Annotated in this window: 18 protein-coding genes; 9 read left to right on the top strand and 9 right to left on the bottom strand. The window is 59.4% G+C overall.

The window, feature by feature from the left end:
* Window positions 1-99 precede the first annotated feature (99 nt).
* Complete coding sequence (locus BXE_RS46300; protein WP_148223130.1) at window positions 100-411, top strand: hypothetical protein; 312 nt, start codon at window positions 100-102, stop codon at window positions 409-411.
* Window positions 412-848: 437 nt separating this feature from the next.
* On the opposite strand, the gene BXE_RS42515 is transcribed toward BXE_RS46300, so the two are convergent.
* Entirely contained in the window at window positions 849-2,150 is a 1,302-nt protein-coding gene (locus BXE_RS42515) for an MFS transporter (RefSeq protein WP_011494328.1), read from the bottom strand.
* Between the two features lie 62 nt (window positions 2,151-2,212).
* Here BXE_RS42515 and BXE_RS42520 point away from each other — a divergent pair, with 62 nt between their 5' ends.
* From BXE_RS42520 to BXE_RS42535, 5 genes are all read left to right on the top strand, one after another.
* Entirely contained in the window at window positions 2,213-3,163 is a 951-nt protein-coding gene (locus tag BXE_RS42520) for a LysR family transcriptional regulator (RefSeq protein WP_011494329.1), read from the top strand.
* Window positions 3,164-3,355: 192 nt separating this feature from the next.
* The gene (locus BXE_RS48100; RefSeq protein ID WP_158340973.1) at window positions 3,356-3,496 is read left to right on the top strand and encodes a hypothetical protein; all 141 of its coding nucleotides are present in this window, start codon (window positions 3,356-3,358) and stop codon (window positions 3,494-3,496) included.
* Between the two features lie 504 nt (window positions 3,497-4,000).
* Entirely contained in the window at window positions 4,001-5,728 is a 1,728-nt protein-coding gene (locus tag BXE_RS42525) for a flavin monoamine oxidase family protein (protein WP_011494331.1), read from the top strand.
* Between the two features lie 946 nt (window positions 5,729-6,674).
* The gene (locus BXE_RS42530) at window positions 6,675-7,859 is read left to right on the top strand and encodes an acyl-CoA dehydrogenase family protein (RefSeq protein ID WP_011494333.1); all 1,185 of its coding nucleotides are present in this window, start codon (window positions 6,675-6,677) and stop codon (window positions 7,857-7,859) included.
* Between the two features lie 9 nt (window positions 7,860-7,868).
* Window positions 7,869-8,990 carry a sigma 54-interacting transcriptional regulator gene (locus BXE_RS42535; protein WP_011494334.1) on the top strand — a complete coding sequence of 374 codons (1,122 nt, stop codon included), beginning with the start codon at window positions 7,869-7,871 and terminating at the stop codon, window positions 8,988-8,990.
* Between the two features lie 354 nt (window positions 8,991-9,344).
* On the opposite strand, the gene BXE_RS42540 is transcribed toward BXE_RS42535, so the two are convergent.
* The 8 genes from BXE_RS42540 to BXE_RS43620 form a co-directional block, all read right to left on the bottom strand.
* On the bottom strand, window positions 9,345-10,475 hold the full coding sequence (locus BXE_RS42540; protein ID WP_011494336.1) for a porin: 1,131 nt from the start codon (window positions 10,473-10,475) through the stop codon (window positions 9,345-9,347).
* 251 nt (window positions 10,476-10,726) lie between these two features.
* On the bottom strand, window positions 10,727-12,127 hold the full coding sequence (locus BXE_RS42545; protein WP_011494337.1) for an amidase: 1,401 nt from the start codon (window positions 12,125-12,127) through the stop codon (window positions 10,727-10,729).
* A gap of 23 nt (window positions 12,128-12,150) precedes the next feature.
* Window positions 12,151-12,855: an ABC transporter ATP-binding protein gene (locus BXE_RS42550; protein ID WP_011494338.1), complete on the bottom strand. Its 705-nt coding sequence runs from the start codon at window positions 12,853-12,855 to the stop codon at window positions 12,151-12,153.
* Window positions 12,848-13,582, bottom strand: a complete 735-nt coding sequence (locus BXE_RS42555) for an ABC transporter ATP-binding protein (protein ID WP_011494339.1) — start codon at window positions 13,580-13,582, stop codon at window positions 12,848-12,850. Before BXE_RS42555 ends, BXE_RS42550 begins: the two co-directional genes overlap by 8 nt.
* Window positions 13,579-14,562 (bottom strand): branched-chain amino acid ABC transporter permease, encoded by a 984-nt coding sequence (locus BXE_RS42560; RefSeq protein WP_011494340.1) that lies wholly within the window; start codon window positions 14,560-14,562, stop codon window positions 13,579-13,581. Before BXE_RS42560 ends, BXE_RS42555 begins: the two co-directional genes overlap by 4 nt.
* Window positions 14,563-14,566: 4 nt before the next feature.
* Window positions 14,567-15,814, bottom strand: coding sequence for a substrate-binding protein (locus BXE_RS42565; RefSeq protein WP_011494341.1), 1,248 nt, complete (start codon window positions 15,812-15,814; stop codon window positions 14,567-14,569).
* A 4-nt stretch (window positions 15,815-15,818) separates the two neighbouring features.
* Window positions 15,819-16,676, bottom strand: coding sequence for a branched-chain amino acid ABC transporter permease (locus BXE_RS42570; protein WP_011494342.1), 858 nt, complete (start codon window positions 16,674-16,676; stop codon window positions 15,819-15,821).
* A 726-nt stretch (window positions 16,677-17,402) separates the two neighbouring features.
* Window positions 17,403-18,941: a DUF4231 domain-containing protein gene (locus BXE_RS43620; protein ID WP_148223131.1), complete on the bottom strand. Its 1,539-nt coding sequence runs from the start codon at window positions 18,939-18,941 to the stop codon at window positions 17,403-17,405.
* Between the two features lie 742 nt (window positions 18,942-19,683).
* On the opposite strand from BXE_RS43620, the gene BXE_RS43625 reads away from it, so the two are divergent.
* From BXE_RS43625 to BXE_RS42590, 3 genes are all read left to right on the top strand, one after another.
* Window positions 19,684-20,979 carry a toll/interleukin-1 receptor domain-containing protein gene (locus BXE_RS43625; protein ID WP_011494344.1) on the top strand — a complete coding sequence of 432 codons (1,296 nt, stop codon included), beginning with the start codon at window positions 19,684-19,686 and terminating at the stop codon, window positions 20,977-20,979.
* A 42-nt stretch (window positions 20,980-21,021) separates the two neighbouring features.
* Window positions 21,022-21,513 (top strand): RT0821/Lpp0805 family surface protein, encoded by a 492-nt coding sequence (locus BXE_RS42585; protein ID WP_011494345.1) that lies wholly within the window; start codon window positions 21,022-21,024, stop codon window positions 21,511-21,513.
* A gap of 98 nt (window positions 21,514-21,611) precedes the next feature.
* On the top strand, window positions 21,612-22,307 hold the full coding sequence (locus tag BXE_RS42590) for a S1 family peptidase (protein WP_041744385.1): 696 nt from the start codon (window positions 21,612-21,614) through the stop codon (window positions 22,305-22,307).
* Window positions 22,308-22,323 lie beyond the last annotated feature (16 nt).

The following is a 22,323-nucleotide window of genomic DNA, read 5'->3' on the forward strand; positions in this document are numbered from 1 at the left end:
TGATCAGCGCGTAGCAGCGTGCCCAGATGGCCGAACCGGCGCGCCAGTTCAGCAGGCAACCGGTCGACAATCAAACGTGGCCGCACTACTTCCTGTTCGTTGCACGCAACGACTACCTGGCAAAACACCCTGACGCGAAGGCCAGGCTGCAAACCACTATCCCGCGATGCCGTCGCATACATTGCCAATAACAACGATCAGGCCGCCGCCTGGTTTGGCGAACGGCTGCGCGTCGAGCCGCGCATCGTCACACAGATTACCGTCGAGAACCCGGTTTTCCATGGAGTGAAAAAACCGGAAGATGCCAGGATCAACGTCACGCAAGCTGATCTGCAAAGGCTCAATGACTGGTTCGCGGCTGCCTGCGAGAACGGATTAATCAAATCAGGAGTCGAACCGTACAAGCCATGACGACGGCGTTTTTCCCCAGCCGCTCGGCCCGTCGGTTCACAGGCGAAGTTGGCGTGCCGCAGAGCTCACGCGTTCTAGCCGCTCCGCGGTGCCGAAGAAACGCAACATCTCGCCCTTCGACCGACGCGAGAGCGACCGGATCGTTTGGGCGAGCCATATTGAACGGATAGTCAATCGCCGTCAGCCCGGCCTCCCGGCATTGCCGCAAGAAGTCGTCGTGCAGCGCTTGCAAGCCGCGAACCCAGGTGCGTAAGCACCAGGTCCCATGAAAATCCGCTTTCCTTTGCTCTCGCGCCCACGGGTGAGGCGCGTTCATTTCCTTCCGTCATATCGAACTATCCGGCAGCGCACGGCGACAACCGGATTGCCAGAGCGGTGCAGGCGGACGATGTGATCGCACTGAAAGAAGACAGATCGTGCATCGCTCTCCGAACGAGTCAGACCTCGGTGCCGCGAACCACTCCGATCAACCTGAGACCGAACGCGACGCTGGTGAACACGAAGCCTACCGCGCAGACACCACTCCAGCCGGCCAGCGACCATGCCGCCCCCGAAAACATCGCACCCAATGCGCCGCCGACAAAAAACACCCCGACAAACAGCCCATTAAGCCTCCCGCGCGCGGCGGGATTCATCAGGTTGATCGCACGTCGGCCTAGCGTCTGGTCAGTCACCACGCCAGCATCGAGCGCAGCCGCGCCCGCGACCAGCAACGCAACCGCCAGCGCCGGATGCGCGCCCGTCGAAAAGCCGCCCCAGTCAGCGCCGGCTGCACCGATTGCCGCGAGGGCAATGAGCATCGTCAGATGGCCCGCAATGAGCGCTTTACGGCCCGCCCCGCGGTCGCCCGCGCGCCCCGCAAGCGGCGTCACGATCGCACCCGCCGCGCCCGCGAGTGCAAACAGCGCAATGCGATTCATATCGAAGCTGAACGGCGGTTGCGCGAGCCGCAAGCCGATAGCGGTCCAGAACGCGCTGAACGCCCCCATCACCAACGCAGCCGATGCCGCATTGCGTTGCAACACCGGCTCGGTCCGCAGCAAGGTCCACAGCGAGCGCAACAGCGCCGGGTAGCGCGTCACGACAAGCGGCCGGCGCACGGGCAGGTTCACGTAGAGAACCACCGCGAGCAACGCATCGATCGCGGCAGCAACGCCATAGAAAGCGCGCCAGCCAATCGCCCCGGCGATCACGCTCGCAGTCGGGCGCGACAGCAGGATGCCAAGCATCAGGCCGCTCATCACGTTGCCGACCGCCCTTCCGCGATGGCTTTCCGCTGCCATCGAAGCCGCCATTGGCACCAGCATCTGAATCACGCTGGAAGTCGCGCCAGCGAGGAATACCGCGACCAGAAACACGCCTCGCGAATCAGCGAACATCGCGATGGCAAGAAAACCGGCACAACCCGTCAGTGTCTGCACGATCAGGCGACGGTTTTCCAGCAAATCGCACAAGGGCACCAGCAGCACGAGGCCAGCTGCGTAACCGAGTTGCGCAAGCATCGCGACAAGGCCGGCTAATCCGGGGGCAAGGTGCAAACTCCGGCCAATCGCAGCGGTCAACGGTTGCGCGGCAAACAGGTTCATCACGATCACGCCCACCGCCGCGGCGAAGAAGAACGTTAGCGGCGCGGTGAGTTGCCGCGGGCTATCGCCCTCCTGCGTCGCGACAACGCGGGCGGAGTTTTCGGCGGATGGGTTCATCGAACGTCGCTCTCGGGGTGAGTGGGAAAAAGCCATCCTACTGACGCACTCAATATGAGACAATTGAAATATGTTGATAATGATTATGCGAGTTAATTTTGAATACGCGAGATCTGGAGGCGTTCGTCGCGGTCATCGAGAGCGGTTCGATGGTGCGCGCCGCGGAAAAACTCCACCTCACGCAGCCCGGCCTGACACGGCGCGTGCAAAACCTTGAAAGCACGCTGGGTGCCGAGCTGCTCGATCGCCAGAGCAAACCGCTCAAACCGACCGCGGCGGGCAATGAGGTGTATGCGCTCGCACGCACTGTGTTGCGCGCGGTGGACGATCTGTTGTCGCTTGCATCGCCTGACAGCGAGCCGGCCGGCGAGTTGAGAATCGGCATGCCGCCATTTCTTGCCGAGGTGGCACTGGAAAAACCGGTGGATCTTCTGCGAAGTGTCTTTCCGCGGCTTACGCTGCGTGTCACAGCGGGTTGGTCGCCAGGTCTCGTGCGGGATGTTGAACGCGCGTCGCTCGATGTGTCGATCGTGCTGATGCCGTCCAGCTTCTCTCCGCCCCAAACGCTGCACGCGATACCCCTCGCATCTTTACCGACTGTGATCGTCGCGGCGCGCGCTCTCGGTCTACCCGATACGCCGATGACGCTGGCGGATTTGTCGCAGCGCGAGTGGGTCCTCAATCAGGATGGCTGCGGAATGCGCTCGGCACTCAGGCAGGCGCTCGAGGCAGCAGGACTCCCCTTCAAGGTCGCAGTCGAAGCATTCGGCTCAGAACTGCAGCTGTCGCTGGTCGCGCGCGGCATCGGCATTGGACTGGTCACGCCGGATCTGCTGGAACGTTCCGTCCATCGCTCTTTGCTACGGATTGTCGAGACCTCGGACTTTCACTCAGGCATCGATGCATGGTTCATTCATGGATCGCTTCCCGGCCGGCTTATGCGGCCCGTCGATCTGCTGCGACGGTCACTGACCGAGGTGCTGGCCGAAAGTGGAATGGCGATGTACGGAGAGAGTGCGGGTCCTGCAGCTATGAGAGCGCAGACGTAGACGGGGCGTGTCGCGCGAAAGGTGCTCCTGTTCAGAGGGGTTGCCTCTGCGGGATGCGAATTCCGGCACGCTCAAGTGACGCGGCACCGATGCGGCGCGCCGCGCCAGGTCGCGAACATCTCGTCCAGATGCCGTGTGCTGTCTGGCTTGCGCCCCGGCCCTTTTAGCGCACCGGCGAATCTGGCGGCGAACTTGTCGCTCAAGCAACAACTCCCCTATGTCGCGCAAGCCCAGGCTGAACCGGAAATACCGGCGAAGCGCGCAACTGACGACACCTTCCTACTGGATAATTCGATGCGTATTCCATATCAGGAAGCATCGAAAAAATCCTGATTCAATTAGCGGCCGCACCGGTACGCGCTTGAATCAGCTCGGCACCGATATGCTGATAATCACAAATCGATTTTAATCTGCCCGAATTCCAGCAAATTGCTAACCGCCTGCACGCCAACGCACACCTGGCGTAAAGACCACGACGAAAAACTTAACGCTCACCCTGATAAAAAGCGCCATCGCGCGTCGGTTCGAATTGGTTGCGAGACACCGTTCTCACACGCCATTTTGTTACTGCGGGCACTGAGCGCGGCAGGCTATGGCCCGCTTGGCGCGGGACCGCACGAATAAATCGATATCGATTTTCTTATAGATGATGCCATTCGAAATCAATTTAGCAACGCCGATATATGAATCGTTTGAAAAATTCTTTGCCACGCGTCATCGATTCTTGAAAAACTTGGTGCCGCTTTGAAACGAATTCCTCACGGAGAATACCGTGGCGAAAAAACCGCGGCAAACCAACGAGCCGCGTCCATTTGACGAAGTCAACCAGGAAAATTCATGGCCATCATTCCGAACCTGAGAACCCGGAGTATTCGCGGTGAGGCATATGTGCCGCCCGCGCCACGTGCTTACATCGATACGCTTTTCGATTACGCCACGTTCACCAATGCGCTCGCCACTTCGCCGATCGGCAAGCTGACCGGCAGCCAGGCAAGTAGTCCCATCGCCATCATCGGGACGGGGTTGGCAGGTCTGGCCGCGGCCTACGAACTGCTGCGCGCGGGTGCGACGAACGTGACGCTATTCGAGGCGAGCAATCGATCGGGCGGTCGAACCTATAGTGCGGTCTTCAATGCCAACCAGCCGGAATTTATCGCCGAACTTGGAGCAATGCGCTTTCCGCCGACCGAGTTCGCGCTGTTTCACTATCTCAACGCCTTCGGCATACCTGTTTCAGGCGATTTTCCCGATCCGGGCATCGTAGACACGACAATCAGCTATCAAGGCCAGACCTACTCCTGGGCTGCGGGCAGTCCGCCACCGTCGATCTTCAATACGGTCTACAACGGCTGGAACGCGTTTCTCGCAAACGGAGCGACGGTCGACGGGGTGACGCTCGCCTCCCCCGACAGCATTACTGACCTGCTGACCCAGGGCAACCTGGCCGCGGCAAACACCGCCTGGCAAAAGTACATTGACGTCTTCGAAAACGAATCGTTCTATTCGGGCTTGTTCAAGATATTCAATGGCCCCAACCCACCTGGCAACACAAACTGGCAGCATCCTGCCGACTATCAACTCTTTGGCGCTCTTGGCCTTGGATCCGGTGGCTTCGGTCCGCTTTATCCGTTGGGCTTTCTCGAACTCGTACGCATGGTCATCGACGGTCTCGAGACCGATCAGCAGTTTGTGCTCGGCGGCATCGAGTCACTCGCGACGGCGTTCAAGCAGGCGTCGTTTAACGGCGTTCCCCTCGGCAATCTGATCAAGCTTGGCACTCCCGTCACAGGCGTGTCAGTCGATTCGGGTTCGGGCGTCGTCGCGCTGACAATCAAGGGTACGACTCAGAAGTTCTCCCGCGCGATCGTGGCAACGAGTCATCGCTCGGCGCAGATCAGCATAGGGCTCGCACCGGGTGCTCCGGTAACGCCGCAGACCTACGGCGCGCTGAGCGAATTGCACTCGGCAAGTTCGTCGAAGGTCATCGTCATGACGAAAAACAAGTTCTGGCTGAACACACCCGGTCTGCCCGCCAATATCCAGACCGACAAACTGGTGCGCGGCGTTTACTTTCTCGACTACTCGCCCGGCAATCCCGCCGATCCCGGGGTCGTCATTTTGAGCTACACGTGGGAAGACGATTCGGTCAAGCTACTCGGGATACAGGACCCGCAGACGCTGGTCAAGCGGCTGCTGCAGGACGTCGCATTGATCAACCCGGACTATGCGGAGCAAATTGTTCCCATCAACAACGACTACGACACCTACGTCAAGGTCATTGCATGGGAAAACGAACCGTATCAATACGGTGCGTTCAAGTTCAATTTCCCCGGCGACGACATCTTGACGCAACAGCTCTACTACAACTATCTACTCGCCAACAATCCCTCGACCGATCCTTACCTGTACTTTGCTGGCGAAAGCTATTCATTTCATGGCGGCTGGACCGAAGGCGCGATCACTACGGGATTGAATGCAGCCACTGCGGTCATCAAGAGTCTGGACGGGACACTACTGATCAACCCGAATCCGCTCACCGATCCGGGGCCGGGTTATAACTATTGATCCTGGCGGAAGGCACGCGATTCCCAGCACGGTCTGGCGCGTCTGCGCGTCTGGCTGGTCCTGCGAAGATTAACGCACGTTGGGAGAGAGCCTTAGCCGCCCAGCGAATAGAGGTATCGCCGGGTTCGATATTGCTGATGCTGGGGACCAGGGCGGCCAATCGCTCGCGCGCCTTGTCGGATTTTGCCGCAAATCGGGCATCGAATTTATTGTACCGGCAGCCACTCATCACGGCTGCCGTATCGCAACAGATTCGATGTCCGCCGGCGTCTCGACTCATGCACTCGCCATTGCCCAACTGAGCGACCTTGGGGCATGTAGCCTGCCCCGTCCGGGACAGGCTATTAGCAAATTGTTGCGATACCAACAGTTGCCTTTCCCGACCTCAGTTTAATCGTGATCTTTTATATGTCCGTTTCCGGTTTGCTGCCGAAGCGAAAACCAGCAACACCAATGGATTAACAGCCATCCTCGCTAACCGAATAAGCATCGAAAATATCAATATTAGGGGCGAAGACATTCGTCTTCCACACTGCAGACTGAACACCCCGATGCAATGTCCAACGATTATGCCTCGAACAATAAATCTTGCCACCGTCCACGGCAGTTTATCGGACCCTCACGCGCGCGGGTCTGTGGTACGCGTTAGCTCGTGAGCAGCGCCCGTCTCTATGCACAACAGGAGGTGACTCACGTCCTGCAATTGTTATCGCTCTCATTGACGACCTCAGTTCGGCTTTTGCCAGTCGTAAGTGCTGCCGACGGGCGTGTCAGCCCGCGGGAAAACCTTAGCGATTACCGCATGGCAAGTCCTGCGCCCTTCGCCTCCCGAACTCGCCGTCATGCTTGCCCCAGGAAACCCCCGCACCGACTGCGCAAGCCACCGCAGCCGACCAGGTCGTTTCTACTTTTGAATCTCGTTAGAGACGCGGAATCACCAAAAATCATGTCAGCACCGGTAGAACTTCATCCGACATCGATCCGACGAACGGTCGAGACGCTAGTGCATAGCTTCGCTGCCAGCGTAGTGGAGCGCGATGAGCGTGGCGGTACGCCCAAGAAAGAGCGCGACGCGTTGCGCAAGAGCGGGCTGCTGACACTTTCAATTCCCACGCAGTACGGCGGCTTGGGGGCGAGCTGGATAGAGACCCTGGATACCGTCAGGGAATTTGCACGAATCGACAGCTCGATTGCGCATGTCTACGGCTTCCACCATCTTCTGCTTGCGACAGTCAGGTTGTTCGCACGTCCCGATCAGTGGGAACCCTGGTTCACGCAAACCGCGCGCCATGAATGGTTCTGGGGCAACGCGCTGAATCCGCTCGACACTCGTACCATCGTCCGTAAATTCGATAACTGGTACGATTTCTCTGGCAAAAAGAGCTTCTGCTCGGGCGCCCTTGATTCTGAAATGCTTATCGCCTCCGGTTTCGAAGAGACAAGCGGAAAATTACTGATCGCTGCCATTCCAAGTTCACGCACGGGCATCACCTTACATCATGACTGGAACAGCTTTGGCCAACGTCAAACCGACAGTGGCAGCGCCCTGTTCGAGAAAGTGCGAGTCGAGGAAAGCGAACTGCTACTCGACCCAGGGCCGTTGAGTACACCCTTCGCATCACTTCGTCCATTGCTCGCGCAACTGATCTTCGCACATCTTTTCCAAGGCATTGGAGAAGGCGTGTTTGCAGAAATCAAGCACTATACCGTGCATGAAACGCGGCCATGGTTCAGTTCTCCTGCATCCCATGCAAACAAAGATCAACATGTGCTACGGCATTACGGAGAGTTCTGGGTTGAGCTGGAAGGCGCCCGACTGCTGCTTCAGCATGCCACTCGTTTATTCGATGAGGCGTGGGCGCGCGGGGAAGCGCTCAATGCCGAGGCGCGCGGCCACGTGGCGATTGCCATAGCCACCGCCAAGATAGCGGCTACGCGCAGCGGACTCGATTTGAGCAGCCAGCTTTTCGACGTGGCTGGCGCTCGGGCTACGCATGGTGCCCTGCGACTTGATCGCTTCTGGCGCAATCTCCGCACGCAAACCTTGCATGACCCAATCGACTACAAGCTGCAGGAGATTGGCGAGTGGGCTTTGAACGACGAACTGCCTACGCCATCTTTCTATTCTTGAATAGAACCCATGTCTATCTCATCGCTTTGGCCTACACCTCCTGGATCGAACGCCAGGATTCCGACTACGGACTGGATCTTCGAAGATCCTCATTCGAAGGCCCTGCTCGCCGAAATCGAGCAGATCGCGCCGAGTGATGCGAGCGTTCTGATTAGCGGCAAGACGGGTACAGGCAAGGAACTGATCGCACGCTACATCCATAGTCGCAGTCTGCGCCGCCACGGCCCGTTTGTGACGGTAACCTGCGGCGCATTTTCCGAGATGCTCATCGATGCGGAATTATTCGGTCATGAAAACAGGGCCTTTCCAGGTGCATTCGGCACGCAAACGGGTCGCTTCGAGGAGGCCAACGGAGGCACGCTCTATCTCGACGAGATCAACGATTTAAATATACCGATACAGACCAAACTGCTCAGAGTGCTCAAGGACAAGGAAGTCCTGCGTCTGGGTGGACATAAGGGTATTGCGATCGATATTCGGGTATTGGCCTCGACCACCTCGGAAGTCGAAGCGCTTGTTTCCTCAGGAAAGTTTCGCGAGGATCTTTACTATCGCATCAACGTCGTGACCCTGGACATACTGCGCCTCAGCGAACGACCCGGCGACATCATTCCGTTGGCCCGATACTTTATTAAAGAATATAGTCGCCAGCTCAATTATTCGGGCGGAACGCTGACACCGGACGCCGAACAGGCGCTGGTGAACTACCCGTGGCCTGGCAACGTACGGGAACTTGAGAATGTTATTCATCGCACGATGCTGGGACTGGACGGCGGTGCAATCGATTCAGCCAAGCTGCGCTTTCCAGTGCGACACAATGTGCGGCACGAGCCTGAAAAAGCCATACAAGTTCCAGCAACGCAGGGCGGCAACGGCCTCGAGCTTCTTGGTCGGGCGATACGCGCGCTGTGTGACGAGCGCGTGCACGATCTGGATCAACTGATTGAGAAGACAACGGTCAACGAGGTATTTCGTTATTGCCACTACAACCAGAGCGAAACGGCACGATTACTCGGCGTGAATCGCAATGTGGTTCGGGCTCGCCTGGCGCGCTCCGGGGAACTCGCAGAGTTGCGGCGCACTCCGAAGGACGACGCACACGATGAACTGCCAAAGGAAGAAGATTCGTAACGCTTCAGATTTTCGCCGTTCTCATGCCCCGCAATCGCCCGTGGTCGTTATGCCCACGCGTTTCATATTGAACACGTCGAGCCAGATCTCTCTGTGCCTTACAGCACTCCGTGACATCTTTCGCAGCGATAATCGCCCCGGTATCCGCTGCGATAGGCCGCGCGGGCTTGGGATCGTGCAATTGAGGACACTCCGGCGCATCGTCGGCACCCGGGATATTGACACGCCTGCCAGCTGTTTTTGAGGAAGAGCCATTCCGGCAACACAACCTGGTTTATCTGTGTCTTCAACGTCGCCCGGTCATATGCACCCGATTGCGACAGCGCATATTCCCGGATCAACGCTCCCTTACGATCAGAAGAAGTGACGAATCCCGACCGATACGGCGACTTGCTGATTCGTACTCGATGCGGGAAGGCCAATGAGATCAGCGCCGATGCCCGTCCCCGACAGACCGCTTACGTGCTGCCAGTCAGTCTGCAAGTAGACATCCGTGCGCTTGCTAAATGCGTAAGCCGCGAGAAAGTTCACCTGGTTCCACTTGGGACTGATTCCATCCAGACGACCGTCGGTATAGGTATAGCCACCTGACAGGGTAATGGCTGGGGTCACACTGTAATGTCCATTCAACTCGTAATTGTCGAACCGCACATCTCCGCCCGACAGACCAATACCGCTTGCAGTGCCGGACGCGTATGCATTGATCCCCGTGGCATTCTGGAGCCTGGTTTCTGTGAACAGGAATCCAACCCCGCCCTTGTCAAACGAATAAGTCGCGGCGGCACCGAACGTCCGTTGCCGCGACGCGTTAAACGTTGCATCCCCCGTTACGGATCCGGCGCTGTTGAATCCCACAGTGGCGCCGGAATTGTTCAATTGCAGATAAGCCGCTGCCAGATGGAAACCTCCAAAATCATAGGAAGCGCCCCCACTGTAAGCGCGGTTTGCGGCAAATCCACCGGCCTGGTTCGAAAATCCATAAAGGCCGCTGAAGGTCAGGCCGTGGTAGTTCACGCTGGTATATTTGACGGAGTTGTTCACCCTGAACGAGTCGTCGAGATTGTCGTTGTCGAACGGGTGAGCGGAATGCACACCACCGTACCCGGTACCGGTTAGTGCCAGCGCACCCAGATAGTCGACAACCGAATCATATTGCCTGCCCAGCGTCACCGAACCGTAACCATCAGAAGCCAATCCGACAAAAGCCTGGCGATTAAACAGCTGACTGCTCGATCCCGCGCCACCATTTGTCAGCGAGAAGCCGTTTTCAAGCGTGAAAACGGCCTTCCATCCTCCGCCTAAATCCTCGGTTCCGCGCAATCCCCATCGGGTACCGTCAACATTCTGATTGGTCGCCTGCCATGCGCCACTGCCATGCTGGTTATTCGTATAGGTCAGACCTTCGTCCAGGATACCGTAAAGCGTAACGCTGGATTGCGCATGTGCAGAAGGGTTGATGATGCATCCAGCAGCCAGCAGCCCCATGAATCCGCCTTTCCTACCCAGTGCGAGATTTGCTTTCATTTTGTTATCCATAAATTATGAATACCTAATCAATGATTTAATAATTGCATTGCAATTCTTATCCATCGTCTTTAAATCAAATCAACAGACCCGTCGCATCCTATGGACCGGGCAACGTAAATTCCTCCGCAGGTGGACTACGGCAGCGTTGGTTTGGAAGGGTGATCATCGTTATTCGTTGCCACGAGGCTGGATCGCTATTCGAACCGGCATCACAACGAGGGATGACGTAAATGCCAATCCGTTTCCTGCTGGAAGGTGTGGCCAGCCCTGAGCAACAGCGGTTCATTCCATGCCGCCGCAACTAATTGAAATCCGACCGGGGCACCGTCGTCGGTGAATCCTCCGTTCAGGCTAAGCGTCGGCTGACCGGTCGCATCGAACGGGAACGTGTATCGGGTCAGGCGTTCAGCCAGCGTCGGCTCTTCGATGAAGCGCGAAAGCGTGGCGTAGGTCGGTGCAGCGACGCCGTAAGAAGGCACGATCAACAGATCGATGTCGCGGAAAAGCCGGTCGACGCGTCCGCGAAAATCCTCGCGTCGCAGGATGATCTTTTGATAATCCGTACCCGAGAGGGCTTGCCCCGTGCGGATGAGATTGGCCAGTACCGGGCCATACTCTGCTTTCCGGCTAGCAAATATCTCTTCATGCGCAACCGCGGTCTGCACGCCCGCGAGCGGAATCCAGTCAAGATTGTTTTGCACCGCATCCGGAAACTTCACGTCGACGACCGCCGCACCTGCACGACGCAGCACCTCGATCGCATCGCTCACGGCCGTGGCGGCCTGGGGATCGGTACCCTGTTCGTTCCATGCCTTGTCGATCCCTATTCGCACCCCTCGAATACCTTTGTCAATGCCGGTCAGATAGTCGGGAACAGGTCTATCCGCCGCGGTCGGGTCGAGGTCGTCGACGCCGGCAATCACGCCAAGAATGGCAGCGACATCGTCGACGGTGCGTGCGATCGGCCCAATGTGATCGAGGGTCGCGGCCAGCTCGAATGCGCCGTACCGGCTTACCCGTCCCCACGTCGGCTTGAGCCCCGTGACGCCGTTGGCACCCGCGGGGAACCGAATGGAGCCTCCCGTATCCGTGCCAAGCGTTCCATATGCGAGACCAGCGGCAGTCGCCACGCCCGAGCCGCTGGAAGAAACCCCGGGCCAGAGATCCTTTCGCCACGGGTTAACCGGCGCAGGAATCTCGGGATGGTGCTCAGAATATGCGCCCTCGGTCAATTGGAGCTTGCCGAGCAACACCGCGCCTGCCTCACGCAGCTTGCGAACGACCGTTGCGTCCTCGGTCGGAATATGATCGCGATAAACCACGGACCCGAACTGGGTTGGAATGCCTCGAGTCCACGCCAGATCCTTCACGCCGATGGGAATTCCATGCAACGGTCCCTTATAGTCCCCACGCGCCAAGGCCTCGTCGGCAGCGCGCGCCTGTTCCAGAGCCACGTCCGCCGTGACGGTGACATAGGCACGCAGGCCAGGATTCAGCCTGGCAATCCGGTCGAGCTGTGTTTGCGTGACCTCCAGCGAAGACACGGTCTTCGTTCTGATGCGTTCAGCCAGGACTGTAAGTGGAAGGTAATGAAGATCGTCTGCAGACATAAGGTTTCCTTTAGAAAGAACCGCTAAGGCGCCAGTAATTGCAGGAGGCGAGGATCCTCGCGAACCTGGGAAGTTGGGCCGGACAACACGATGCGGCCACGATCCAGCACATGAACGTGATCGCTTATCTTCCATGCCAGTCCGAGGTTCTGCTCGACGGTCACGACAGCAATGCGGCTCGCTAGTTGCACCAGTTGTTCTGCAATCTCATCTATGACGCCGAACCACATCCCCTCGGTCGGCTCATCCAGCAAAAGGATGCGCGGCGCGCCAAGCAGCGCGCGCGCAATGGCAAGCATTTTTCGTTCGCCGCCCGACAGCGTTCCGGCGGTCTGCTTCAGGCGTTGCTGAAGTTTGGGAAACCAGGCGAACGCGAGAGCAATGTCACCATGCCTGCGTTGTCGGGCGATACCCAGTTCGAGATTTTCCTGGACGCTCAGCCCGGCGAATACACCGCCCTCCTGGGGAACGTAGCCGATACCGCTTTTGATCCGCTCATGGGTACGCAGCCCGGACAACGGCAGGCCCGCCAACTCGACCGAGCCGCCCTGGAAAGGCAACTCTCCGACGAGTGTTTTCAACAAGGTGGTTTTGCCCGCGCCATTACGCCCAAGAATCGTGACTCCGCCAACGCGAGGCACTTGCAGATCGACGTCGAACAAAACACGGCTAAGCCCGTAACCAGCGCTGATACCTTGCGCGTCCAGCAAGATTCCGTCGTCAGCCAAGATAGGCCTCCCTGACTTTCTGATTGGCCTGAATCTCGCTGACCGAACCCGTTGCCACGACCTCACCCTGATCCAGTACGGTGATTGCATGGCATAGATCGCGAATGAACTCGAGATCGTGTTCGACGATGAGAAGTGAACACCCATCGCGCTTCAATGAGCTCAGCAATTCGCCTGTCACCCGGCGCTCCTCGACGCTCATGCCCGAAGTCGGCTCGTCCAGAATGAGCAGGCGCGGACGGATTGCGAGCGCCATCGCGATTTCCAGCCATTGCTGATGTCCGTGCGAGAGCTCTGCCACTGGCGTGTCGGCAACATCCGCGAGCCGGAATTGATTCAACAGCTGTTCGACCGTGACCGCGGTATCGTGCCGAACCTGCGACAGGAGCAACTGAAAGAAGCCCGCATGAGCCTGGGCGGCGAGCTGCACGTTTTCATAGGCGCTAAGCTGAGGCAGGACACTGGTGATCTGAAACTTCAGACTGATTCCGCGCCGCGCGCGTCGTGCCGGTGGCAATGTCGAGACGTCGACGCCGTCGAACGCCACCGTGCCGGAGCTCGGTATCTCTGCACCGGCGAGACATTTGAGCAGCGTGCTTTTGCCCGATCCATTCGGCCCGATCAGCCCATGAAATTCGCCTGGCGCAATAGATAAATCCACGCCGTTAAGTGCCGTGAACGGGCCATAGTGTTTGCGCAATCCACGCACGTCCAGTAGCGTCGTCATCGCCTCGGTTTCCCCCGAAGCCAGCCGAACGCCCCTGTGCGCTCCCTGACGGATACGATCAGGCTGATCAATCCCTGTGGCCGATAGATGATCAGTAGCAGCAGAATGATGCCCAGCAATACAGGCCAAAGTTCAGGCAGGCGATCGCTCAGGCCGAACCCCAGCGTTTCGATGATCACTGCGCCGAACACCGCACCGATCAGTGTGCCGCTGCCTCCCAACAGACTGTAAAGCACAGCCTGAGTGGAAAGGACGGTGCCCAACGAGCCAGGGCCGATGAAACCCTCGTGAAAGGCAGTCAGTCCTCCAGCAAGCCCGGCGATCGCACCGGAAAAGACGAAAACAGCCGCTTTGAAGACATTGACGCGATAACCGAGGAAGACCATCCGCCGTACGTTCTCCCGAATGCCGGTGAGTGCCAGGCCGAGCTGAGAACGAACAAGAAAGCGGCTCACCGCATAAATGACGATGAGCAGAGCCAATGCCAGATAGTAAAAGCGTGGTCCTTCGTCGAATTCGTAGCTTCCCGTCTTGAGCAGCGGCAGTGATGAAATGCCGTTCTGCCCACCGAGGTAGTACCAGCTAATCGCCAGGCGGTAAGCCGCATACGAGGCAGTCATCGTTCCTAGCGCGATAAAAATCTGGGTTGCCGATTTCCCGAGGACGACCACGCCAGCCACGACCGCAGAGAGCAGGGCCCCGGCGAGAATAGCTGCCGGCAAGGCAACGATGGCGGCATTGACGCCGTAGTCGCGCGCCAGAACCGCAGCTACGTAACCGCCGCCACCAAAGAACAGCGCCTGGCCAAAACTCAGGATGCCGGCGTATCCCCAGACGAGGTCGAAGCTCAGTGCAAGCAGCGACAGAATCAGCACCTTCGTTGCGAATACCGTGAGGTAATCGCTCAGCACGAAAGGCACCACGACTGCGACCACAAGCGCTGCCCATTGCAGCCGGGGAATGATCCGCGCAGTCATCATCGCATCAAGTCGCGAAAGGCTTCGGATCAAGCAGGCCGGGACTACGCTGCACGATCTGATATGAACCGCTCTTTGCCTCGGCCGTGTAAATGCGTAACCGGACATGACGCTGTCCCGGCACGAACTCGGCGGGACCGCCTGGCCCCTCGGCAATCTTCGCGTGATCGAGTGCGGCAGCTACCGGGTCACGTTCAACCGAATGCGCTTCCGTGACAGCAGCCTCCCACAGCTTGATTGCCCGATAGGTACCGGTTGCCGCGCTACCGGCGGCCAGCAGGTAACGTGAATTCGGATAGGCCTTGTCGTATTCCGACTGAATTCTTGCGCTGACAGGATCGGTAGCGGTGACTGCATGAAAATAGTCGAGGCTGGTTGCCAAACCTTCGATATCTTCTTTCGGGCTAATGCCGAGCGTGTTTTCGTCGTAGTATGGAACGGATAGACGACCGCCACGAGCAAGAAAGCCCGCCGTATGCAGTTGCTTGAGGAACGGCCCGATGCCAGGAGGAATGATAGTGGCTAGTACGACATCGACTTTCTCATTGATGATGCGATTGACCGTCGAGCCATAGTCGACCTGGTCCAGCGGATAGTACTCTTCGAGGACGACCTCGCCGCCGTGTTCCTGAATCACCTTGCGCGCATAGGCGTTGAGCTGATGAGGCCAGACGTAATTGGCGCCCGGCAGTGCGAAGCGCTTACCGCCGTTGGCGATCAACCACGGTATCAGCGGGTCCAGCTGTTGCGCCGGCGTCGGCCCGGTCACGAAGAGATACGGCGTATTCTCCCCGCCCTCATAAAGCTGCGGATAGATATAGAGCGTGCGGCCACGATTGACAATGACATCCTTGATCGCGTTGCGCGTCGCACTGGTTACGCCACCGATAACAATGTCCACCTTGTCCCGCTGGATAAGCTTGCGCGTATTCGCGACGGCGATCGTCTCGTTGGAAGCGGTGTCTTCAATATAAAGCTCGATGGGCCGTCCGAGCAGGCCGCCCGCCGCATTGATCTGTTTGACGAGAAGCCTGGCGACGTTTGCATCGGCGCCGCCGGCGTATGAGATTGCACCGGTAATATCAGTTGCAAGTCCAAGCTTGATCGGTCCGGCATCCGCACCCCATGCGGCCGGAATGACCCAGCTCCCCGGCCCGGTCGATATGGCGGCCGCCGCCCAACCCATGCGTGAGAGCCATCGCCTGCGTGATACGTTGGTCAGCGAAGCAGGCGCGCGTAGTTTCGACTTATTCATATAGTCACTTCCTTTTGATTACGAGAAGGCCATCAGACCGGAATTTCACAAAAAGAATGGCCAGAACAAACACGAGTACATCCGACAACACAGGAGAAATCAGCCACGGAAGACCGGCGCTCAGTCCGCCTACGGCAAAAGCGCCCGCGAGCGGCCCCTCGAACGTGCCGATCCCACCGGTCAGTACCGAGATGAACCCCTGGATCAAAAACCGGGTTCCGAGATCTGCGAAGAGCGAGAAACTGGGCACGATCAATGCCCCAGCGAGCCCGGCCAGAGCCGAGCCGAAGACGAATGCGGCGGTATAAAAGCTCGCTGTCGAAAATCCGCTGGCTCGCGTTAACGACGGATTTTCCAGCGTCGCCCGCACCAGCAGTCCAAGGCGCGTGCACCTCAGCAACAGCCAGCTTGCCGCGACGATAGCGATCGCGGCGCCGATCAGGAATATGCGCCAAGTGGAGAAATGTAGAGAACCAAGCACATATGAACCGCTAATCGGTTCGGCTACTTGAAAATAGTTGCCGCCGAGCGCATAGCGAACCGATTCTCGAATGATCAGGCCAAGCGCAAAAGTCGCCAGCATCGCGCCGACGGGTTCGTCATAAAAACGACGGACAACCAGGCGTTCAACGCCCCAGCCGAGCAGGCCAACGACAACTGGGGCAAGCAGAATGCCCAGCCATGACGGATATCCCGCACGCTGGACAAGAAAAAGGATATACCCCCCCAGAAGAACGAATTCTCCATGAGCGAAATTGAATATACCCATAAGGCTCGCGATGACGCCCAATCCTAAAACGACGAGCACGAGCACCGATGCAAATGACACGATGTCGAAAACGGCAGTGAGTAAGGTGTTCATCTCAGGGCCGTCAGAAATGGCTGAATCGAAACGTACTCACTTTGGACTTCCCCGGCCGGTATGTGACCATACCTGTAATTCAAACGATCAACGACGTGCATTCGCCACCCAGATCGCTTATAAATATGCTGGAATCGAAGGACGCGTAATTCCCTGTTTATTCATCAACAAGGCTTTCCGCTCCGTAACCTGTCATGCCGGATAGATTAGATATCAGTGAGCGGGCGCGACCTAATGGGATATTCCAAGATACTTATCTTCATTCAAGATTAAAGCTTAAGTACATGTTTCTTTAGCGTTTGTTCTGGAGAGGGAAGCTAATATCGCGCTCACGCCCTCGCTGGAGATGAGCCGGGCTCATGGGCCGCATGACTGCTTTTCTAGCAACCTGGTGATGCCATGTCTCTGGAAAGACAGTCCAGTTATCGCAATCCGTTCATTAGAATGCACATATGCGTATGCGCGTATGCGTCGTCCGTCGATCCACGGCGGTCGCAGGGCAAACACGATTGTTATGCGAACCGGAACGGCAATAGCACGGCGTCTAATCAATAGATGATCTGTGCAGTACAGGAGAATTGACGGGACAAGGCCAGACGTACGCGTACGAGGCAACGACTCAGACGTCCGGATCACACGTCTGCTCGCCTCGCCGCGACAACGCCGTCGTAATCCCGGCACTCGTGCCTGGGCGTCACGTTACCGCAACGCAACGCGACGCCCGCGCTAAACAACTTCCGATTCCTTGACCTCGAAAATCTCCGCCCACGCGCGCGAATCGTCCTGCATGATATGCGCGCTTTTCTGCACCGCCCGGCGCAGGGATTTGCTGGTGAGCCGGTCGCCCGTGAGTTTTTCCATATTCGCCTTCTCTATCGCCAGCAGTCCGATGAGCCGTGCCGACCGATGGACGACGATCTCGAATTCGGCCTGATTGCGGATGCCGAAACCTGCGGCGCCCGCGGCAGGGAAGATACCGGCTAGCCAGCCCCACAAGGCAACGTGCCGTGCGCCCGGCCAGAAAAGCTCGATACAGACCGCGCCCACGGTTCCCCAGAAGAGAAGCTCGCTGATCAGCCGAAGACGTTTGCCTATCTTTGCGTTACGGCGCACCGCGGCCTCGTTGTAGGCAATCTGGTCGCGCAATCTTTGCCTGACTGTATGGTCGCGGATGCCGCAGAGGTAGGTCGCGTCATATCGTGCGCCGACTATTCCGACCGAGCGCGTCACCGCAGCGACGAACCATGGCACCCAGCCGCGCATCGGGTGAATCTCGCTATTGAGGTTCATGCACCCGCACGGCTCCGAGCCTCCAATTGCCGCCAGCAAATCCGCCTGCCGAAACTGCTCCGCGAGCGTTCTGTAATCGAGCCATCGTTCCCGCCAGCGACACCGCCGTTCCGCCAACACGAGAGCAAGAACAATGACAAGGGCGCCCAGTTCCACGAAGATCGCCCCAACGTCGAATCCCGACTGGTCCTGGTGCATGACTTTAAAGGAAAGTGCCGTGAATGCAGCGACGAGCGATATCGAGCCCACAAGATAAATCAGCACAAAAGCGCTCCGATGTATGTTCGCGTAGTGGGTGGCCAATGCATCGGATCTCCGGAAGTGGGCGACATATGTCTGCGCGGCCTGGCTGCCGGCGACTGCCGGCGGGTTCTCTTCCACGGCGATGGAAGACGATGCGTCCACGCCCGCCACACATCGCTGCAAGAATGGAAAAATGCGGCTCAGCCATGTCAAAGGCGTGGCCTTCAAACCCGCACGCGACAGCTCCGTGCCATCGGCGCACACGCTCTCCGGTTCGTCCCACAAATACGTCTCGGCGGCCTTGTGGTGATGGCGTTTGCTGGTTGAGCCGAGCGAGCCTCGCGGCCACGCCGGCACCACGATCAGGCGAACGATCTCCTCGATCGTCAGGCTGCGGCCGCTTTCGCCCGGAAGCGGGTCAAACAGCAGTTCGACAGCGTGCGGCGCAGCCGAATCGATATGAACGACCGGCAAACCGAGCCTCGTTGCCGTTTCCACAATCTCGCCAGTGCCGCCTTCCCCGGCCGCTTCGAGACCGTCCCATATGGCAATCAGCACGTCGCAATGGTGCAGCACGAAGTGTCCCGCCTCGAAATAGGCGGCGCCTTCCGCTTCGCGCCGTCCGTCGAGTTCGGCCACCTCGCCGATCGCTTTTGCCTGTGCCAACAGGCTGCGAAACTCGTCGACACTGTCAACGAAGTCCTTTTCGTATTCCTGCTGCGGGAACGGCAACGGTGCCGAAAGCAGCCACTGGCGCGCAACGGCCTGGCGCGCAACCACGCGGTCCGCGCCCGGCGCGAGCGGCGAAACCATCCGCAGAACGGGCTTCTCCTGCTGGTAAAACCGGTGCAATGCGCGATCGCTCGCGAGCGCGTTCAGGGTGTCCGCAATCGCATCAAGGATTTTCCCGACCGTCGCATCGAGAAGCGCAAGGTCGGCGAACGGGAGCTTGCGATGTCCCGTGACACCCACCCGCAGGCCGGGCACCGGGCGGCTCGCGGTTGCGCATGCTTTTGCCATGCGTCCCGGCGTGGCGCCCAGTTCGCTTCGCACACCCGACTCAGACTCCGCCATGTCGCTGTCTCCGGCAAAAAAGGCGCGATCGCACTTCAGCGCATGCTGTCGTCGCCCCGTCGGGAAAGGCCGGCAAAGCTGACGAAGCGATTGCTAACGCGGTATTTAGTAGGCGCGATTCTGTCTCCGTATGTGCGGTGCGCCCTATCCGCACCCATCACGCGGCGATTCGGCCCGGTGAAAAGTTCCGTCAGTTTTAAACCTTCAATGACTGCGTATGTGCGTTAGCGCACATACGGAAAGAGCCGCTTACCGAGAATGAGAAACGGTATTGCGCCCGTAGCTTCCGGTTGACGTGCGCGGGTAACAGACATCGTTCGACGAGAAATCGAAGCGTGTGGGCAGCAGGCCCAGATATCGATGCCGCGCAAAATTGGAGTGGTTGTCCGGATTTTTATTCATGGGCTACGACGCGTTCATCAGCTTTTCCTCCAAGGACTGCATCGCCGCAGACAAGCTCAGACATGGGCTGGAGCTGCGCGGCCTGTCCTGCTGGATCTCGTCGCGCGACGTCGCGCCCGGCGCCGACTTCGCGGATTCGATCGTGAAGGCGCTGGAAACATCGAGTGTGATGGTGCTGGTGTTTTCCGCCAACGCCAATAACTCGGACGAAGTAAAAAAGGAACTGGTGCTCGCAGGCGAATACAAGATGCCCGTGATGCCCGTGCGTATCGAAAACGTGCTGCCTTCCGGGGCTTTCCGCTATCAACTGACGATTCGGCAATATCTCGATCTGTTCGAGGACTGGGACACGAATCTCGCGAAGCTGGCCGAGCAGGTCAAGCGGATGGTTGAGAGCCGTATGGCCTTCGTCGGCGACGCATCCGCCGACACGAAACCGGCAACGGCCGGCGCCGCGGATACCCGCGAGCAACCGGCAGCGCGGCCGGCAGCGCGGGCATCGGCACCCGCCCGGACGGGTGCGCCGGCTCGCACAGCGCCGTCCGCGTCGACCCCGGGCGCGCAACCGCAAACGGAGCGGGGACGCCGCCCCTCTCGCGTCGTTCCGGTTGTCGCCGGGGCGTGCGTCGCATTGGTCGCCGCAGGGTTCGTCGCGGCAAGATTCGCGGGCCATTCCGATTCCACACCCGCGCCCGTATCTGCGCCCGCCCTTGCAGCTACGCCTGCACTTGCCCCGGCACCTGCGCCCGCACTTCCGCAGGCTCCGGCTGCGGCGCCTTCACCCACGCCCACGCCGGCCCCGCTCGCCAATACCGGCAACGCTAACCAGCAACTCGTCAGCAACCAGCCGCAATCGCCGCCTGCTGGCCCCGCCGGTCCTTCGGTATCGTCCGCGACGCCCGCTCCCGCTCTCACGCCCCAGGCGGCGGTCAACGCCAACCCACCGTCCGGCGGCACCGCAGTGCAGCCCGCGACGCCGGATATCGACGGCCACGTGGATCAGGTGCTCGACTCCGGTGCGCTGATCGTGTCCGGAAAGATCGTCAATCTGTTCGCGATTCGCGGAGACGACGGGCGGCCCGCGCAGGCCATGCAACGTTATCTGAAGAGCAAAGGCGGCCACGTCCTGTGTTACGCGAAGGGCAGCACGTACCAGTGTCTGGCAAACGGCGAAGACGTCGCGGAGCACGCGGTGCGCAGCGGCTGGGCACGCGCGCGCGACGGAGCGCCCGCCGAATATGCTGCCGCCGAACAGCAGGCGAGGCGCGCGCATGCCGGGGTGTGGGCAATGTAGCGAAGCCGGCGATCCCGTCTGGTTAAAACAAGGAGATAGGTGATGAATAACTGGCTCTTGGCAATCGCCTGCACGGTCATGACCGGCGCGACATTGACGGGCTGCGCGGACAGCAACGGTTCCGGCGGAATAGACAAGACCACGGGCGGCGCGCTGCTCGGCGCGGGCGCCGGCGCTACGCTCGGCGGGCTGTTCAGTCATGGCAGCGCGGGCGCGATTGTGGCCGGCGGACTCGCGGGCGGTCTGCTGGGCGGCGTCATTGGTCACGAGCTGGACGAGCGCGACCGCGAGGCGCGCGAAGCCGCGCTGCAACAGGCGCTGCAGACTTCGCAGGACAATCGTCCGCGACAGTGGCACAACCCGAAGACCGGCAACTCGGGGGCGATCAAACCGCTGAACGGCTATACGAAATCGGCGAGCGCGCAGACTTGCCGGCAATTCACCGAGACCTACACGAAAGAGGGCAAGACGTACGAGCAGACGTCCCGCGCGTGCCGCGATGCGAATGGAGAATGGAAGCTTGCGAACCGGTAGCGCATGCGTGACGGGTGAATGCCGAAAGTGACCGGTCCGGCAACGGAACGCGCAGGACGCGAACGATGAGACAACACGCGGCGCGCCATGACTGGCGCATGGACCGACCCGGTGATGCGCGGTTGCGGGCGGCCGTCCTGATGATGGGCGCGTGCTGCGCCGTCAATGTCGGCGGCGCCGCGCAATCGCATTCCGGCAGACTTCTGCGCAGCGGCACCGCATTTTTCGTCACGCATACGGGCGACATGCTGACGAGCGCGCATGTGGTGCGCGGCTGCAAGGCGATCGCCGTGTGGCCCCGCAGCGAGGCGGCCGTGCCGGCGTCGCTGATCGTCACCGATGACCGGCTGGATGTCGCGTTACTCGCCACGCGACGCGCGGTCGATGCCATCGCGGTGCCCACGGACCGGCCGGTTGCGGCCGGCGCTTCGGTTTACACGATCGGCTTCGGCCTGACCCCGTCGTCGCCGCGCGTGCCGGTGCTGACGCATGGCTATGCGACGGGTGCCGCGTACGTGAACGGCCACCGCTTGCTGGTGTTGCATGCCGACCTCCGTGAAGGCAACAGCGGCGGCCCGGTGATCGACGCGAGCGGCCGGCTCGCCGGAATGATCGTCGGCCGCTATGCCGATGCGCCGGGGTCCAGCGTGGCGGTGCGCACCGAGGATCTCGCCGGACTGCAAAGCACGCCGCGCCCCGCCGCCGAACGCCCCGTCCAACCGCTTGCCGCCGAAAACTGGCGAGCGCGGCTCGAAACAATCGCAGCGCTCGTTCAATGCATCGACGACAGTTGAACCCGCTGCCCCGCGA

The sequence above is a fragment of the Paraburkholderia xenovorans LB400 genome, from assembly GCF_000013645.1.
Classification (GTDB): domain Bacteria; phylum Pseudomonadota; class Gammaproteobacteria; order Burkholderiales; family Burkholderiaceae; genus Paraburkholderia; species Paraburkholderia xenovorans.